This window comes from Gabonia massiliensis (genome assembly GCF_001403595.1).
In the GTDB taxonomy this organism is placed as follows: domain Bacteria; phylum Bacteroidota; class Bacteroidia; order Bacteroidales; family Coprobacteraceae; genus Coprobacter; species Coprobacter secundus.
The window spans coordinates 1,070,516-1,087,229 of sequence record NZ_LN877940.1; the positions used below are offsets into that span (position 1 = coordinate 1,070,516).

Genomic DNA, 16,714 nt, shown 5'->3' on the forward strand with positions numbered 1-16,714 from the left:
TATTGATATTTATTTGTTTAAATAAAAAAAATGAGAAAATGAAAAAAATATAGGAACTATTGTAAATATCAAAACGATTTTGTATTTTTATTTTCATAATCAATACAAAATAAAAAATGAAGTTAGAGTCCGGATTATTTAGGACACCTTGTAGCAGTATAAAGCCTGCGCGGGGATGTTTGTTGGTGTCTGAACCGTTATTGACGGATTCGTACTTTCAACGTTCGGTTATATTTCTGATTGAGCATAATGCTGAAGGTACAATGGGACTCGTTTTGAATAAGCCCTCGGGACTTGTTTTAAATCGTCTGGTTGAAGGATTGGAAGAATTAACTGAAATACCAGTCTTTTGCGGGGGGCCTATGTCGGGAGACAGATTATATTATTTACATACATTAGGGCATTTGGTTCCTAATGCAATAGAAGTTGGAAAAGGTCTTTATATCGGAGGTGACTTTGATGTTATAGTTTCTTATTTGAGAAGTGGTAATAATATAGAGCATAACATTAAATTTTTTATTGGTTATAGTGGCTGGTCTTCCGGTCAGCTTTCAGAAGAAATAGAAGAGCGTGTATGGGCTGTAAACAATAATTATTTTGTTGAGCAATGTATCTCTCAAGAGGGGGATTTGTTTTGGCGGATGGCTGTTGAAGGTTTGGGGGATGAATATCGGACATGGCTCAATTATCCTAAGCTCCCTTATTTGAATTAATTGAGATTTGGGGTTCAATTTTTTGCATTAGAATGACATCCTCATATTGGAATGCATTTTTTTGAATCCATTCATGTAGATATCCGCATTGAGTAAATCCACAATGGGAAAATAGTTTGAGGCTGTATGTGTTGTTTTGGGGAATATGGGCATATAGCTGGTGCAAATGAAGAAATTCAAAAGTATATTCAGAAAGAAGATTAAGTGCTTCAGTCCCGAATCCTTTATTTTGCTCCCCAGGAAAAATAAGAATTCCGATTGCAGCCCTGCGGTGGTGAGGATCAAAGTCAAAAAGGTCTATTGTCCCAACAGTTTTTTTATCTTTGTTACATGTAATCATGAGTCTGAGTTGGCGGGTTTGATATATATCATTTTGTCCGTTTTGTAAATATTCACGTAAAGTAAATCGGGAATAGGGCACTAATGTGCTGCCATATTGCCAGAGAGAAGAATCATTTTCACTGTGGTAAAGAATATCGAGGTCCTCTGGCTCCAAAGCTCTTAAGTGAATATTTGTTCCGGAAAGGTATTTCATTGATGTTTAATGCTTTATCAATTGTTAACTTTTAAATGTTTCATTGAAAGGAAGCCGATTTACAATAGAACGCCCTAAAGTTACCTCATCAGTATATTCCAATTCATCACCAACGGAAACTCCTCGAGCGATGATAGATATTTTTATATCATAAGGGACCAATTTCCGAAATATATAAAAATTAGTAGTGTCTCCTTCCATAGTTGCACTTAGTGCAAGGATAACTTCTTTTATTCCTCCGGCAGCTACTCGGGCTACTAAAGAATCTATTTCAAGATCAGAGGGACCTACTCCGTCCATAGGAGATATTACACCTCCAAGAACATGGTATCTGCCTCTAAATTGTCTGGTATTTTCAACAACCATTACTTCTTTGATATTTTCGACAACACAAATTGTACTGTCATCTCGAGTTGCATCATTACACAGAGCACATATATCACTATCTGATATATTATGACATATCTGACAGTATTTTATTTCTTTACGGAGTTGTATTATTGTATTTCCGAATGTTTCTACAGATTCTTCTTCTTGACGTAACAAGTGCAATACTAGACGCAATGCTGTTTTTCGTCCAATACCGGGAAGTTTGGCAAATTCATTTACAGCATTTTCAAGTAAAGCAGAAGAGAAAGGCTGGCTCATTTTAGTTTTTAATTTACGATTTTTCTTTGATGTAACCGTTGCGATATGCAACTAATAATTTTTTTAAGTCTTGTATTTGAGTTATTAGCTCTTTTCCTATATCTGTATCTCTTACCATCATTCGTTGGGAACTGAATTCAAGAATGAAGCTGGTAGATATGATGTCTATCCCTTCTTTGATTGCCTTTTGTGTAGACTGGAATGGCTCATGTTGAGCCAGTTGTAATCCTCTGGAATGATAAATAAGAGTGTATCCGGCTATTCCGGTTTCAGATTGATATGCTTTGGAAAAACCTCCATCGATGACAAGAAGCTTTCCCCCTGCTTTTACGGGTTTCTCTCCTTTTATTGTTTTTACAGGAATATGTCCATTGATGATATGGGAGTGTTTATCATTGATGCCGAATTCATTCAGAATCATATCACATACAGATTCTTCATTCCGGAGCTCATAATAGTATCCTTTTTTTTCTTTAGACAGAGATTTGTCTTCAATAAAATAACGTTCAAATGTTGTCATTTTATCTTTGTCGAATGAGGGCGAATCTTCTCCACACCATAAGTACCAGGTATAATCCAAAGCATAATTGCGGTCGATAGAGTCTTCATCATCGAAATAAGCGGTTCGTATCAGTTGGTCTACTTTGTCAAGGAGAGATTTTCCTTTATATTTTTTCCCTCTGATTTCTACCTCTTTAAATGTACCATCGGCATTTAGGGGAATGGAGGCATGAAATAATAAATTGGAATTTCGTACGAGATATATACCACCGTGAGCGTATAGACATCTTATATGTTTGCGCAATTTTTCACTATTGACAAATGAGTGCCGAAGTTTGCAAATAAGATCTTCTTCGTCTTCAGTCAAAGAAAATGGGTTTTGAGGATCTATTGTCGGAAAGGATACGTCTTTTAATGGATATTCTTTCCCTTCTAACAATATAGTCCCTTTTTCATAATTTATCTTATTTAATAATAAACGGTCAGCCATTTTGAATTCGGGATGATTCAAAATGATTTGTGCTTCAAGTTTAAACTGGATTATGGTTATTGCTTTATGCATTTGAGCAATGAGCCGAATCGTTTTTTCATTATGCACTGTGGCATCGTTTATCTTAGGCATGAAAACGTTACAGGGATCATCTTTATATCTCTCCATTGCGAAAGTTGCTAAAGGTAGCAAATTGATACCATATCCATCTTCGATTGTACCTAAATTAGCATATCTTAGTGCAATACGGAGTACGTTGGCCATGCATGCTGTATTACCAGCAGCAGCTCCCATCCATAAAATATCGTGGTTACCCCATTGTATATCGAAGTTGTGGTAGTTACATAGAGTATCCATGATAATGTGTGCTCCAGGTCCTCGGTCATAGATATCGCCAACGACGTGTAATGTATCGATAGTCAGTCTTTGTATTAAATTGCACATGGCAATGATAAAATGATCGGCCCGTCCGGTTGTTATGATTGTGGAAATAATGACATTAAAATAAGCTTGTTTATTGGGATCTATTTGGGACTCATGTAACAATTCCTGCAAAATATAGGAAAATTCTGTTGGTAAGGCTTTTCTAACTTTTGACCTTGTATACTTGGAAGAGACATTTTGACAAACTTTTATGAGTTGATGTAATGTAATCAAGTACCAGTCATCCAAGTCATTCTCTTCCGATTTTACAAGTTCAAGTTTTTGTTCAGGATAATATATCAATGTACAGAGTTCTTTTTTTTCATTTTCACGTAAAGTTTGGCCGAAGATCTCATCTACTTTGCGTCGTACAGTCCCTGATGCATTCTTAAGTACATGCAAAAATGCCTCATATTCACCGTGTATATCAGTGAGGAAATGTTCTGTGCCTTTGGGCAAATTAAGAATAGCTTCCAAATTGATTATTTCGGTACATGCATCCGAGATGGTTGGAAAGTTATTGGATAGCAGCTGCAAATATCGTAAGTCGGATAGGATTTCCTCGGTTGATATTGTATTTGATTTAGTCATAGTTATAAGTCATTTCAATCTTCAAAAATAACCTTTTTTTTTGAAATGTCAGGATTATGTGGTGTTAATCCTTTATATTTGCATGAAACAACTATGAAAACGATATGGAAATTAAAAATGCACAATTTGTAATAAGCAATACAGATGTTAATAAGTGTCCTGATACAGGATTGCCTGAATATGCTTTTATTGGTCGTTCTAATGTTGGGAAATCATCGCTTATTAATATGTTGACCAATCATAAAGGATTGGCTGATACATCGTCCATGCCGGGGAAGACACAGTTGATAAATCATTTTATAATTAATAAAGAGTGGTATTTGGTTGATTTGCCGGGTTATGGTTATGCTCAACGAGGAAAAGAAGGTCGTGAGAAGATAAGAAAGATAATTGATGCTTATATTATGAACCGTGAGCAAATGACTTGTTTGTTTGTTTTGATAGATTGCCGTCATGAACCTCAGAAAATAGATATGGAATTTATGCAATGGCTGGGAGAAAATGGAGTCCCTTTTTGTATGGTATTTACTAAAATAGATAAATTAGGCCCGGTTCGATTGAAGGAAAATATAACAGTATATAAGGAACGAATGATGGAAACTTGGGAGGAATTACCTCCAATATTTGCAACTTCTTCGGAAAAGAAAGTAGGACGTACTGAATTACTTGATTATATAGAAATGATAAATAAGAAATTGAAGGAAGCGTTTTGATTTTTAATAACTATTTGTTTACAAGATATAACGTTATATATAGATAAAATTTAAGTAAACTCTAAACAAGATGGGTATTTTGCAGTTTTTTGTAATGAGTAAATCGGTTTAGTTTCTTTTATCTAAATGTATACTACTATGATGAAAAAAGATGATTTTATGAGAGAAGCGATCGCTATCTCTATTGAGAATGTGAAAAATGGGGGAGGACCTTTTGGTGCTGTCATAGTGAAAGACAATGAAATTATAGCCCGAGGTGCTAACCGGGTGACTGCATCAAATGACCCGACAGCGCATGCCGAAGTCAGTGCGATTCGTGAAGCTGCAAGAAAGTTAGGTACGTTTAATTTGAGTGGGTGTGAGATTTATACTTCATGTGAGCCTTGCCCTATGTGTTTGGGGGCTATTTATTGGTCTCGGTTGGATAAGATATATTATGCTAATAATAAGGTAGATGCAAAAAATATTGGTTTCGATGATTCATTTATCTATGATGAGTTGGAGCTGAAGCCATCAGAACGGCATTTGCCGTCGGAGTCTTTGTTGAGGACAGAGGCAATTAAAGCGTTTGAAATGTGGGATAAGAAGGTAGATAAAATAGAATATTGATTACTTGAAGATAAACTTTAGAAGGCAGGTATAATTGATAGTTATGCGTTGATTATACTTGTTTTTATATATGTCCCTAAAATGCATTGTGGAGTAATTGGATATATTCTATTTTAGTATTTTTATTACTATAAGGTTTCGAGTTTTATGCTAAACTAAAAAAAAATAGATACCTTTGTTTTAACTTAAAGTCGTATAATATAAGTTTATGAATAAATTTTTTTATTATATACTTATAAATGAATGTTTAAGCTGTTCTGGAGAATCCTATATAGTAAAATGAAATAAAGAATAAAGATGAGTAATTGGTTTGAATGCAAGGTTAAGTACGATAAAATGATGGAGAATGGCATGCAGAAAAAAGTTTCTGAGCCTTATTTGGTGGACGCTTTATCGTTTACTGAAGCTGAAGCAAGGATAATAAAAGAAATGACTCCATTTATTTCGGGAGATTTTTCGGTGGCAAACATAAAGAGAGCAAATATTAGTGAACTTTTTATGGATGAGACCGGAGATAAATGGTATAAATGTAAAGTGAATTTTATAACGCTTGATGAGAAAAGTGGAGCAGAAAAGAGAACAGCCAGCTATATGTTGGCCCAAGCTTCAGATTTGCAAAGGGCATTAGAAAATTTGTTGGAGGGAATGAAGGGCACTATGGCTGATTTTGAGGTTGCTTCTGTAACCGAAACCCCTATCATGGATATTTATCCTTATGCAGCAGCTGAAGGTTCTCCTGTAAAACCCTCGGAAAATTCTGATTTAGCGCCGCAAGAATAATATGTATGAGTCAAATAGCTGAAAATATAAAAAAGATAAAAGGGTCATTACCTGATGGCGTTCGTTTGGTAGCTGTATCTAAATATCATACCGTAGAAGCTGTTCAGGAAGCTTATGATGCAGGTCAAAGAATTTTCGGTGAAAATAAAGTTCAGGAGTTATTGCAAAAATATCCAGCTTTACCGGATGATATTGAATGGCATTTTATTGGACATTTGCAGAGAAATAAGGTAAAAATGATTGTCCCTTTTATCTCGCTTATTCATAGTATTGATTCTCCCAGGTTATTGGCAGAAGTTAATAATGCTGCTGTAAAAGTCGGACGGGTTGTCGATTGTTTATTACAAATCCATATTGCTCGGGAAGAAACCAAATACGGTTTTTCCATAGATGAATGTGATGAATTTTTGAGAGGAGGAGAATGGAAAAAATTTGATTATATTCGTATTTGTGGAGTAATGGGAATGGCAACTTTTACTGATGATGAAACAGAGGTACGTGAAGAATTTGAAACTTTAAAGCAATTTTTTGACCGGATAAAAATGAGTTATTTTCCCAATATAGAATATTTTAAGGAGATTTCGATGGGAATGTCTGAGGACTATCCGATTGCAATAAAAGCTGGAAGTTCGATGATTCGTGTCGGTAGCTATATTTTCGGACCAAGAATATACTGAAAAACATACAATTTGATTTTGATATGCAGACATTACAGACGAAGTATGCAGGTTTAACCTTGCGAAATCCTATTATTATCGGAAGTTCGGGTTTGACGAACACAGTAGATAAAATTAAAGAACTTGAAAGAGCTGGTGCTGGAGCTGTAGTTTTGAAGTCTCTTTTTGAAGAACAGATTCTGATGCAATCGGAACATTTATTGAAAGAGGCAGAATCCTATCCTGAAGCATATGATTATGTTCGGGAATATGTGAAATCAAATGATATAAAAAGTTATATTGATTTAATATCTGATGCGAAGAAATATACTTCTATTCCTATTATTGCCAGTATAAATTGTTATGAAAAAGGAAGTTGGGCCGATTTTGCTCAGCGTATCGAAATTGCGGGTGCCGATGCCATTGAAATTAATATCTTGAAAATATCTACGGATATTGAGGAAAAACCGGGAGAATATGAGCAGTTACATATCGATATTTTGAAAGAGGTAAAAAGTAAAGTTAAGATTCCGGTAACTTTGAAATTAGGGCAGCGATTCAGTAATATTGTTGGTGTAGTAAATCAGCTTAAAGCCAATCAGGCTGACGGAGTAGTATTATTCAATCGATTTTATCAGCCGGATATTGATATTCATAAAATGCAATTTACATCTGGGACAGTGTTTAGTTGTTCTTCAGATTTTAGTAATACTATTCGATGGATAGGGATTGTATCAGGAAAAGTGCCTAATCTTAATTTGGCCGCTTCTACGGGTATACATGAGCCGGAAACTATGATTAAGGCTATTTTAGCCGGAGCATCGGCTGTCGAGATTTGTAGCATTTTATATCAGCATGGAAATGGTATTATATCTCAGATGTTAACTGTGTTAGAAGAATGGATGACAGAACATGGTTTTAGTTCTATTGACGCATTCAAAGGGATACTTAATTTCAAAAATGTTCCGGACCAGTCTTATTATGAACGAGTCCAATTTATGAAATATTTCTCTAATCGGGATTGAGTTCGTTTTCCCAATTTTAGAATATTGAAAATGTGATACATTTTATTTTCATATTTTTATAATTAAAGTATAAATGAAGTAAAAATGTTCAATTTTATGTTCTAAAACATGTCTTTTATAAGTGTTTTTAAAACAATAAGCGTTATTTTTACACCCAATATTGTTAACTTATTTTTAATACTGAGATATCATGGTAAACGCAGGTATATCGTTTGAGGCAACAGCTTCTGGGTTGAATCCATCAGATTTTAATACAGTAATTAATGGAAAAGATGTCCGTTTATATGTCCTGAAAAATAAAAGGGGGGCAGAGCTATGTATTACAAATTTTGGAGGTATCGTAGTTTCAATTTCTGTGCCCGATACATCGGGAAAACTTGTTGATGTTGTTTTAGGTCATTCTAATATAACTGATTATCAGAATAGTCCGGAGAAATATTTAGGAGCATTAATTGGTCGTTATGGAAATCGTATAAAGAGAGGCGAATTTGTTTTGGACGGAAAATCGTATAAAATACGGTCAAATAACCCAGATTGTTCTTTGCATGGAGGATTAGTAGGATATAATAATGTAGTGTGGNAAGATGCACAAAGCCTTGACTTGACATATGTGTCTCCTGATGGAGAAGAAGGTTTTCCTGGGGCATTGACGATACATGTAAGGTATTCATTGACCGATGATAATGCTATGAAAATAGAATATATGGCTACTACAAACCAAGCAACGGTAGTGAATCTTACTCATCATTCGTTTTTTAATTTGAATGGAGATGGTGGAGGAGAGGTTACAAATCATGTTGTAACTATAAATGCACCTTTTTATACTCCGATGGATGATAAATCTGTACCAACAGGAGAGATTGCGAAAGTGGAGAATACACCCATGGATTTTATGACTCCACATGTTGTTGGTGAACGTATCGATGAGCAATTTGAGCAGTTAATATTTGGTCGGGGATATGACCATAATTATGTTTTAGCAAAAAGATGGCCGGGAGAATTGACTTATGCTGCAAAAGCTGTGTCTCCGAAAACCGGTATCTGTATGGAAGTATATACGACAGAACCGGGGGTACAATTATACACGGGAAATTGGTTAAATGGATTTGAAGGAAAGGCAAGTAGAAAGTATACGGAACGTACTGCGATTTGTTTTGAGACCCAGCATTTTCCCGATTCTCCTAACAACCCGCATTTCCCTTCAACAGTTTTACGTCCAGGGGAAAAATACACACAAACCTGTATCTATAAATTTGGAATAGAGAAATAATTTGATGAAGAGAATAATAATCTGATTTATAAACTTAAAAATTTTTGTATCATGACACAAAAAAAGAAGAGCGGAAATATTATTGCCATTATTGCGATGATTTTCTTGTTCGGTATGATTTCTTTCGTAACTAATTTAGCTTCACCTATGGGTGACGTTTTAAAGTACCAGTTTGGCGTAGCCAACTGGATGGGAACTTTGGGTGTATTTGCTAATTTTATTGCGTATGCAGTAATGGGATATCCTGCTGGGAAAATGCTGCAGAATCAAGGATATAAGAAAACTGCCCTTGTCGCTATTGCAGTAGGCTTTGTCGGGGTGGGTATTCAAACCATTTCTGGTTTTGCCGGTAGTTTTGGTATTTATCTTTTAGGTGCGTTTGTCGCAGGATTTTCAATGTGTTTGCTTAACACTGTTGTAAACCCAATGCTTAATTTGCTTGGTGGTGGTGGTAATACGGGAAATCAGCTCATTCAGTTGGGTGGCTCGTTTAATTCATTAGCCGGTACTGCGGTTATTATTCTGACAGGAGTTTTGCTTCCTTCTATTGCTAAAGCACAGATAAGCCATGTATTTCCTTTGATGTATGCAGCATTAGCAATTTTTGCATTTGCATTTATTGTTATTTTGTTGACAAAGATTCCTGAAAAAGAGAAAAGTGAAGTAGCCAGCATTGAAAATTCGAAATACAGTCCGTTATCTTTCCGTCATTTTATATTGGGAGCTATCGGTATTTTTGTGTATGTAGGTGTTGAGGTAGGTATTCCTAATGTATTGAATAAATGGTTACAGAATCCAGACCTTGATGTATTGCAATTACGAGGTGTTGAGGGTGCTGAAGCTATAGCTGGTTCTGTAACAGCTACTTATTGGTTATTGATGTTAGTAGGGCGTTTGATTGGTGCTGCTATTGGTAGTAAAGTTTCTGCCAGAGTGATGTTAGGTACAGCTTCTATATTAGGTTTGATTTTGGTTATGTCGGCAATTTTCGCATCTCCTGAGACTATGGTTAACATGCCAGCTTTCAAAAATAGCCCAGAAGGTTTATTTGGTATTGTCAATATTCCGGTCAATGCTATGTTACTTGCTCTTTGTGGCTTGTGTACCTCTATTATGTGGGGGGGTATATTCAATTTGGCTGTCGAAGGTTTAGGAAAATATACTGAGCAAGCATCTGGTATTTTTATGATTCTGGTTTGTGGCGGTGGTATTTTACCTTTGGTGCAAAACGGTATTGTTGATTTAGCTGGAGGTATTGGGTATCTTACTAGTTATTGGTTGGTTATTGCTTTATTTGCATACCTGTTGTTCTATGCCCTTGTCGGTTGTAAAAATGTAAATAAAGATATCCCTGTTGAATAATTTGCTCATTAGTTTTTTAACGAAAAATAAGAAATGATATGAATAAGAAATTAGTAACAGATAAGTTTGTAGAATTATTTGGAGAAACCGGAGATTTTTATTTTTCACCGGGACGTGTTAATTTGATTGGTGAACATACTGATTATAATGGAGGATTTGTACTTCCAGGAGCCATTGATAAAGGTATGTTAGCTTGTATCAAAATAAATGGAACGGATAAGGTTCGTGCTTTTGCTGTTGATTTGAATGAGTATGCTGAATTCGGTATGCAAGAAGATGATGCACCAGAACAAAGTTGGGCACGTTATATTTTTGGGGTTATTCGTGAAATTATGAAGCGTGGCGGTCAAGTGAAAGGGTTTGATACTGCATTTTCTGGAGATGTGCCATTGGGAGCCGGCTTGTCTTCCTCGGCAGCATTAGAGAGTACATATGCTTTTGCATTGAACGATATCTTTAAATTGGGTATTGATAAATTTGATTTGGCGAAAATAGGTCAAGCTACAGAACATAATTATATTGGTGTGAAGTGTGGTATTATGGACCAGTTTGCATCGGTATTTGGGAAAGAGGGGCATTTGATTCGTCTGGACTGTCGTTCATTGGAATATGAATATGTGCCTTTTAATCCGAAGGGGTATAAAGTTGTACTTGTCGATTCTGTAGTAAAACATGAATTAGCTTCCTCTGCTTATAACAAACGTCGTGAATCTTGTGAGGCTGTTGTAAAAGCTATACAGAAGAGACATCCTGAAGTAGAATTACTACGGGATGCAGATATGGCTATGTTGGCAGAGGTGAAAGGTGAGGTAACAGCGGAAGATTATATGCGTGCTGAGTATGTTATCGAAGAGATACAGAGGCTACTTGACGCTTGTGAAGCTTTGAAAAAGGGCGATTACAAGATTGTTGGAGAAAAAATGTATGGTACCCATGAAGGTATGAGCAAATTGTACGAAGTAAGCTGTGAGGAGCTTGATTTCTTGAATGATATTGCCAAGAAATGTGGCGTTATCGGTTCTCGTGTAATGGGTGGTGGCTTTGGAGGTTGCACTATCAATCTGGTACCTGAAGATAAATATGATACATTTGTTGATACAGCGGTAAAAGAGTTTACGCATAAATTTGGAAAGGAACCTAAAGTTTATCCCGTTAAGATAGGTGATGGTTCTCGTAAATTATAATCTATTCATATTTAAAAGAGTGTCCTAATGAGCAATTTTATATGCTATAGGCACTCTTTTTTTAACTTTTATACTCTTTTATAAAATGACTCCACAGAATTTTTACAAAGGACAGGCCCGCTTTTTGGTTTCTGTTGATTGCGTAATTTTAGGCTTTATAGGAAATGATATTAAATTATTGACATTTCGTCGAAAAATAGAACCGAATGTCGGAGGATTGTCTTTATTGGGAGGTTTTGTGTACGAGGATGAGACTATTGATGAAGCTGCTAATCGGGTTGTATCTGCACTGACAGGATTAGACAATGTTTATATGGATCAAGTAGGTGCGTATGGGAATTTGGATAGAGATCCGGGAGAACGGGTGATATCGGTTGTATATTATGCGCTTATCAGTATCGACGATTATAAAAATAGTATTATTTCAGCTAGTGATTCTCAATGGGTTAATTTGGATAGAGCAGAAGAGCTTATTTTTGACCATAAACAAATGGTTGATGATGCAATAACTCAGCTTCGTCAGCAGGCAGCGCTTTTTCCTATTGGGTTCAATCTTTTGCCCGAAAGATTTACTTTGACTCAGTTACAAACTCTTTATGAGTCTATCTATGCCGAAAAGTTAGATAAGAGAAATTTCAGAAAAAAGATATTATCAATGAATATTTTGGAACGTCTTGATGAGAAGGATAAGATTAACTCAAAAAGAGGTGCTTATTATTTTGTATTTAATAAGGAAAAATATGAAGAAATGTTACGTCGAGGGTCCAGTTTTTCGATATAGATGATAATGATGTTGTAATTATTTTGAATTAATTGATTTTTAAGAAGTTTGTTGATATTTCTAATCTTTTATCATATTACATTATTGTATGGTGTGTGGTGATATAATCTGTTTCTTTGTAACATGGTTTTTAAGATAAATATCGAGATTATGGATATGCCATGCTTTTTTGAAATTGTTTATGAATAATAATCATTATCTTTGTAAAAAAATAATACAATATTCCCATGAATGATACGAAAATTCTGAACAAAGCTGCCGATAATATTCGTATACTGGCGGCATCTATGGTTGAAAAAGCAAAATCAGGGCATCCTGGAGGAGCTATGGGAGGAGCTGATTTTGTGAATACTCTTTTTGCCGAATTTATGGTATATGACCCGAGTGATGGGAGCTGGATAAATAGAGATCGTTTCTTTTTAGATCCTGGTCATATGTCTCCGATGTTGTATGGAGTACTGACTCTTGCCGGGAAATATACCCTTGAGGAATTGAAGCAATTCCGCCAGTGGGGAAGTTCTACTCCGGGGCATCCTGAAGTTGATTTGGTTCATGGAATTGAAAATACTTCCGGGCCGTTGGGACAAGGACATACAATGGCTGTTGGGGCTGCAATAGCCGANGACTTATGCGTTTATATCAGATGGAGGAATTCAAGAGGAGATTTCTCAAGGTGCAGGTCGTATTGCAGGATTTTTGGGGTTGAGCAATTTAATCATGTTTTATGATAGTAATGATATACAGCTATCTACCGATACTGATGCTGTGACACATGAAGACACTGCGGCCAAATATAGAGCTTGGAATTGGAATGTACTGGAGATTGATGGTAATAATGCTGAAGAAATACGAGGAGCCTTATTGGAAGCACAGCAAGAAAAGAACCGTCCGACTCTTATTATTGGTAAAACAATAATGGGTAAGGGTGCAGTCTCAGAGGATAGTCAGTCTTATGAGCGTAAGTGTTCTACTCATGGGCAGCCATTGACTGCTGCGGGGGCTTCGATATCAAAAACTATTGAGCATTTAGGAGGGAATCCGGAAGAACCGTTTGCCATATTTCCTGAAGTGCAGAAGTTGTATGCTGAGCGTAGAATTGAATTAGAGAAAATTGTTGCTAAGCGTAAAGCTGAACAATTTGCTTGGGAAAAAGAGAATCCAGAGAAAGCTATTTTGTTACATCAATATTTTTCAGGAAAAGTTCCCGATATAGATTATAAGTCTATTGTTCATAAACCTGATGTTGCTACTCGTGTTGCTTCATCAGATGTGTTAGGTGTATTTGGAGAACAAATAGGGAATATGATTGTTTCTTCGGCCGATCTTGCAAATTCTGATAAGACTGATGGCTTTTTGAAAAAAACTCATGCTTTTATAAATGGAGATTTTACCGGAGCCTTTTTGCAAGCTGGAGTTAGTGAATTGACTATGGCTGCAATAATGAATGGAATGGCTCTTCATGGCGGTATTATTCCAGCTTGTGGAACATTCTTTGTATTTTCCGATTATATGAAACCGGCAGTACGATTGGCTGCCTTGATGGAAGTTCCGGTAAAATATGTTTGGACTCATGATGCTTTTAGAGTGGGAGAAGATGGTCCGACTCATCAACCGGTGGAACAAGAGGCCCAAATACGTTTGTTGGAGCAGTTAAAGAATCATCATGGACGAAATAGTGTATTAGTACTTCGTCCGGCTGATAGTGCTGAGACAACTGTCGCTTGGAAGTTGGCTATGGAAAATATATATACACCGACAGCATTGATTCTTTCGCGTCAAAATGTTAAGGACTTACCAGCTATCTCGGGTGACCGTTATCAAGAAGCTCTGCAGGCTGCAAAAGGAGCATATATCATAATGAAAGATGAGAATCCTGATGTCGTATTAGTTGCAAATGGATCAGAAGTTTCTACATTGGTAGCTACAGCTCCATTGTTGAGAGAAAATGGAATAAAAATTCAGATAGTATCAGCTCCATCTGAAGGGCTGTTTTTCAATCAAAGTAAAGAATATCAAGAGAGTGTAATACCTTCTCATTTACCGGTATTCGGACTTACTGCTGGGCTACCTTCTTCTATGTATCGTTTAGTGGGGAAAAATGGAGTTGTATGGGGATTGGACCATTTTGGGAATTCTGCTCCATATAAAGTTTTGGACGAGAAGTTTGGTTTTACGACAGAAAATGTGCTGCATCAAGTAAAGATGTTATTGAATAAGTAAGAAATACAATTTATAGAATGGAAGGAAGAGTTTCGGGAATTTGCATCCGAAACTCTTTTTGTATAATATGGGGATTTATTCAAAAAAATGTTTGGATGTTTCTTTGTTGGATATTATATTTACAGAACTAAAAATCTAAAATCTATACTTCATGAAAAATAGGCTACACTTTATAACAATCTTCTGTTTTATCGCAATTTTGTTTATTCGAGAGGCTGTAGGTCAGAATTATGCACAGATGACAAACCTGCCGACTATTTATATTAATACGGTCGATAATAAGCCTATAGTAAGTAAAGAAGATTATATAGATGCAACACTTTATTATGTAGATGAGACTGGTGTGAAAATATATACCGAATTGGGGATAAGAGGTCGGGGAAATTCGACATGGGGTTTGGAAAAGAAACCTTATCGAATCAAATTTGAAAAAAAACAAATTTTTATGGGACCGGATCGAGCTAATGCGAAAAGTTGGACTTTATTGGCCAATTTTGCAGATAAAACATTGATTCGAAATGCTGTAGCAGCCTGTATTGGGAGTTTTGCGGGGCAACCATTTACTGCTGGAGCTCAATTTGTCGATTTGGTGTTGAACGGAACCTATTTGGGTAATTATCAGTTGTCCGACCAGATGGAGGTGCGTAAAAAACGTGTAGATATTGACGAGCAAGAAGAAATTCCTGCAGAGGATGCGAATATTACAGGTGGTTATTTTTTGGAAGTAGACGGATTTGCAACATCTGAGCCTGTATATTATAGAACCAGTCGAGGAGTATTGGTAACGGTAAAATCTCCGGATGAGGAAGTGATTGTTTCTCGGCAATTGGAATATATAAAGAACCATATGCAACTTTTTGAAGATGCTTTATTTTCTGCGGATTTCGCAGACCCAGAAAATGGATATCGGCCTTATGTAGACTCGTTGACTTTGGCCAGTTGGTATATTTCGACAGAATTAACTGGGAATGTAGATGGTTTTTGGAGTACGTACATGTATAAGAAAAAAGATGATCCGAAATTTTATTGGGGACCACTATGGGATTATGATATTGCGTTTAATAATTGTAATCGTGTAGGAGATGTTTCCGAGAGCTTGATGTCCGAGAGAGGATTTGGCTCGGATTTGACTCAAAAGTGGATTTTGCAAATGTGGAAAGACCCTTGGTTTGTTCGGTTGATTAACAGGACGTGGAAGGAATATGTGGAGCGTGGAATAGAAAATCATGTTATGAATTATATAGATAGTATCGCAGCAGTAATAGACCGTTCTCAAACTTTGAATTTTCAGAAATGGCCTATCAATCGTCGAGATTATAATGAGATAGTTCTTTTTAGTACTTATCAGGAAGGAGTTGATTATTTGAAATCTTTTTTACATACTCATTGTAATTATTTGACTAGAGTTTTTGAAGAGGCGGAGCGCAATATAAAAGATCCAACACCAGATTTTGTCTTGGATACGAATTATTATTATCGTATATTGAATAAGGGAAGCGGCAATGCTGTTGATGTTTTGGATGGGAGTATTGGGAAGATATGTACATGGTCTCCAGCTCAGGAGCGAGAATCTCAACAGTGGGAAATTCTTCCAGTAGGGGATTATTATCAATTGATTAACCGGGCTAGTGGTTTGGCTTTATATGATAATGCCGAGGAAGATGAGACTGGTTATAGAATAGGTTCGCAGTTAGAACAAAAAAAGTCTTCCAGCACCCAATTTCGTCAGCAGTGGAGCTTTATACCGATAAACACAGAAAACAGCTATGTAATTGTCAATAGGCAAACACAATTGGCGATGAATAATGAAGGTGGGGGAGTGAATAATGGAAATAGCGTATTGAGTTGGACTAACAATGAGGAAAATGGGACGAAGGATACTCGTCAATGGCATATAGAGAAAGATGAAAAAAAGGTAGTAACATCTATAAAATCTACTCGATGTGAAATGCAATATGTCGTGTTGTATAATTCGAGAACAAAACAACTTCATTTCGAATTTAAAGATGCTGTCCGGTTGGACGGCAGTGCTGAAATATATGCAGAGAATGGCAGGCTTATGTTGCAATTTGCAATGACGGATTTTGTCGATTTGTCTCATTTGAGAAAAGGGGTTTATATCCTTAAATGGGTAGAAAAAGATAAGAAGCGTTCTGTAAAACTTTTAATTCGATAATTGAGGGATGTATAACATTCTTTTTTCAATCGAAAAA

14 protein-coding genes and 1 pseudogene are annotated in these 16,714 nt (G+C 36.1%); 12 read left to right on the plus strand and 3 right to left on the minus strand.

Going from position 1 to position 16,714, the window contains the following annotated elements; all coding sequences use genetic code 11:
• Positions 1–116 precede the first annotated feature (116 nt).
• Positions 117–713, plus strand: a complete 597-nt coding sequence (locus BN2628_RS14060) for a YqgE/AlgH family protein (protein WP_044228380.1) — start codon at positions 117–119, stop codon at positions 711–713.
• Here the strand turns inward: BN2628_RS14060 and BN2628_RS14065 are convergent.
• The 3 genes from BN2628_RS14065 to BN2628_RS14075 are packed head-to-tail and all read right to left on the minus strand — an operon-like array spanning position 691 to position 3,901.
• Positions 691–1,248 (minus strand): GNAT family N-acetyltransferase, encoded by a 558-nt coding sequence (locus BN2628_RS14065; protein WP_044228377.1) that lies wholly within the window; start codon positions 1,246–1,248, stop codon positions 691–693. The genes BN2628_RS14060 and BN2628_RS14065 overlap by 23 nt on opposite strands.
• Before the next feature lie 24 nt (positions 1,249–1,272).
• Positions 1,273–1,896 (minus strand): recombination mediator RecR, encoded by a 624-nt coding sequence (gene recR, locus BN2628_RS14070; protein WP_044228374.1) that lies wholly within the window; start codon positions 1,894–1,896, stop codon positions 1,273–1,275.
• 13 nt (positions 1,897–1,909) lie between these two features.
• Positions 1,910–3,901 carry a fructose-bisphosphatase class III gene (locus BN2628_RS14075; RefSeq protein ID WP_044228372.1) on the minus strand — a complete coding sequence of 664 codons (1,992 nt, stop codon included), beginning with the start codon at positions 3,899–3,901 and terminating at the stop codon, positions 1,910–1,912.
• Positions 3,902–4,005: 104 nt separating this feature from the next.
• Between BN2628_RS14075 and yihA the strand changes: the two genes are divergently transcribed.
• The 11 genes and pseudogenes from yihA to BN2628_RS14130 all read left to right on the plus strand — a co-directional run bounded on the left by yihA (position 4,006) and on the right by BN2628_RS14130 (position 16,677).
• Positions 4,006–4,614, plus strand: a complete 609-nt coding sequence (gene yihA / locus BN2628_RS14080; RefSeq protein ID WP_044228368.1) for a ribosome biogenesis GTP-binding protein YihA/YsxC — start codon at positions 4,006–4,008, stop codon at positions 4,612–4,614.
• Positions 4,615–4,755: 141 nt separating this feature from the next.
• Positions 4,756–5,223: a nucleoside deaminase gene (locus tag BN2628_RS14085; RefSeq protein WP_044228573.1), complete on the plus strand. Its 468-nt coding sequence runs from the start codon at positions 4,756–4,758 to the stop codon at positions 5,221–5,223.
• A 291-nt stretch (positions 5,224–5,514) separates the two neighbouring features.
• A complete protein-coding gene (locus BN2628_RS14090; RefSeq protein ID WP_044228366.1) occupies positions 5,515–6,003 on the plus strand; it encodes a DUF4494 domain-containing protein in 489 nt (162 codons plus the stop codon).
• Between the two features lie 5 nt (positions 6,004–6,008).
• Complete coding sequence (locus tag BN2628_RS14095; RefSeq protein WP_044228364.1) at positions 6,009–6,680, plus strand: YggS family pyridoxal phosphate-dependent enzyme; 672 nt, start codon at positions 6,009–6,011, stop codon at positions 6,678–6,680.
• Between the two features lie 23 nt (positions 6,681–6,703).
• Complete coding sequence (locus BN2628_RS14100; RefSeq protein ID WP_044228360.1) at positions 6,704–7,684, plus strand: dihydroorotate dehydrogenase-like protein; 981 nt, start codon at positions 6,704–6,706, stop codon at positions 7,682–7,684.
• A 190-nt stretch (positions 7,685–7,874) separates the two neighbouring features.
• Positions 7,875–8,954: an aldose epimerase family protein gene (locus tag BN2628_RS14105; RefSeq protein ID WP_055097879.1), complete on the plus strand. Its 1,080-nt coding sequence runs from the start codon at positions 7,875–7,877 to the stop codon at positions 8,952–8,954.
• A 51-nt stretch (positions 8,955–9,005) separates the two neighbouring features.
• Entirely contained in the window at positions 9,006–10,316 is a 1,311-nt protein-coding gene (locus BN2628_RS14110; protein WP_044228353.1) for an MFS transporter, read from the plus strand.
• 38 nt (positions 10,317–10,354) lie between these two features.
• Positions 10,355–11,500, plus strand: coding sequence for a galactokinase (gene galK / locus BN2628_RS14115; RefSeq protein WP_044228351.1), 1,146 nt, complete (start codon positions 10,355–10,357; stop codon positions 11,498–11,500).
• 85 nt (positions 11,501–11,585) lie between these two features.
• On the plus strand, positions 11,586–12,281 hold the full coding sequence (locus BN2628_RS14120; RefSeq protein WP_021929644.1) for an NUDIX hydrolase: 696 nt from the start codon (positions 11,586–11,588) through the stop codon (positions 12,279–12,281).
• A 227-nt stretch (positions 12,282–12,508) separates the two neighbouring features.
• Positions 12,509–14,501: pseudogene (locus BN2628_RS14125) on the plus strand (transketolase family protein).
• 151 nt (positions 14,502–14,652) lie between these two features.
• Positions 14,653–16,677 carry a CotH kinase family protein gene (locus tag BN2628_RS14130; protein WP_082002259.1) on the plus strand — a complete coding sequence of 675 codons (2,025 nt, stop codon included), beginning with the start codon at positions 14,653–14,655 and terminating at the stop codon, positions 16,675–16,677.
• Positions 16,678–16,714 lie beyond the last annotated feature (37 nt).

Coding starts and splice junctions, on each gene's coding strand:
- BN2628_RS14100 (WP_044228360.1), top strand. CDS start 6,704: ATGCAGACATTACAGACGAAGTATGCAGGTTTAACCTTGCGAAATCCT.
- BN2628_RS14060 (WP_044228380.1), top strand. CDS start 117: ATGAAGTTAGAGTCCGGATTATTTAGGACACCTTGTAGCAGTATAAAG.
- yihA (WP_044228368.1), top strand. CDS start 4,006: ATGGAAATTAAAAATGCACAATTTGTAATAAGCAATACAGATGTTAAT.
- BN2628_RS14130 (WP_082002259.1), top strand. CDS start 14,653: ATGAAAAATAGGCTACACTTTATAACAATCTTCTGTTTTATCGCAATT.
- BN2628_RS14110 (WP_044228353.1), top strand. CDS start 9,006: ATGACACAAAAAAAGAAGAGCGGAAATATTATTGCCATTATTGCGATG.
- BN2628_RS14065 (WP_044228377.1), bottom strand. CDS start 1,248: ATGAAATACCTTTCCGGAACAAATATTCACTTAAGAGCTTTGGAGCCA.
- recR (WP_044228374.1), bottom strand. CDS start 1,896: ATGAGCCAGCCTTTCTCTTCTGCTTTACTTGAAAATGCTGTAAATGAA.
- BN2628_RS14085 (WP_044228573.1), top strand. CDS start 4,756: ATGAAAAAAGATGATTTTATGAGAGAAGCGATCGCTATCTCTATTGAG.
- BN2628_RS14095 (WP_044228364.1), top strand. CDS start 6,009: ATGAGTCAAATAGCTGAAAATATAAAAAAGATAAAAGGGTCATTACCT.
- BN2628_RS14120 (WP_021929644.1), top strand. CDS start 11,586: ATGACTCCACAGAATTTTTACAAAGGACAGGCCCGCTTTTTGGTTTCT.
- galK (WP_044228351.1), top strand. CDS start 10,355: ATGAATAAGAAATTAGTAACAGATAAGTTTGTAGAATTATTTGGAGAA.
- BN2628_RS14075 (WP_044228372.1), bottom strand. CDS start 3,901: ATGACTAAATCAAATACAATATCAACCGAGGAAATCCTATCCGACTTA.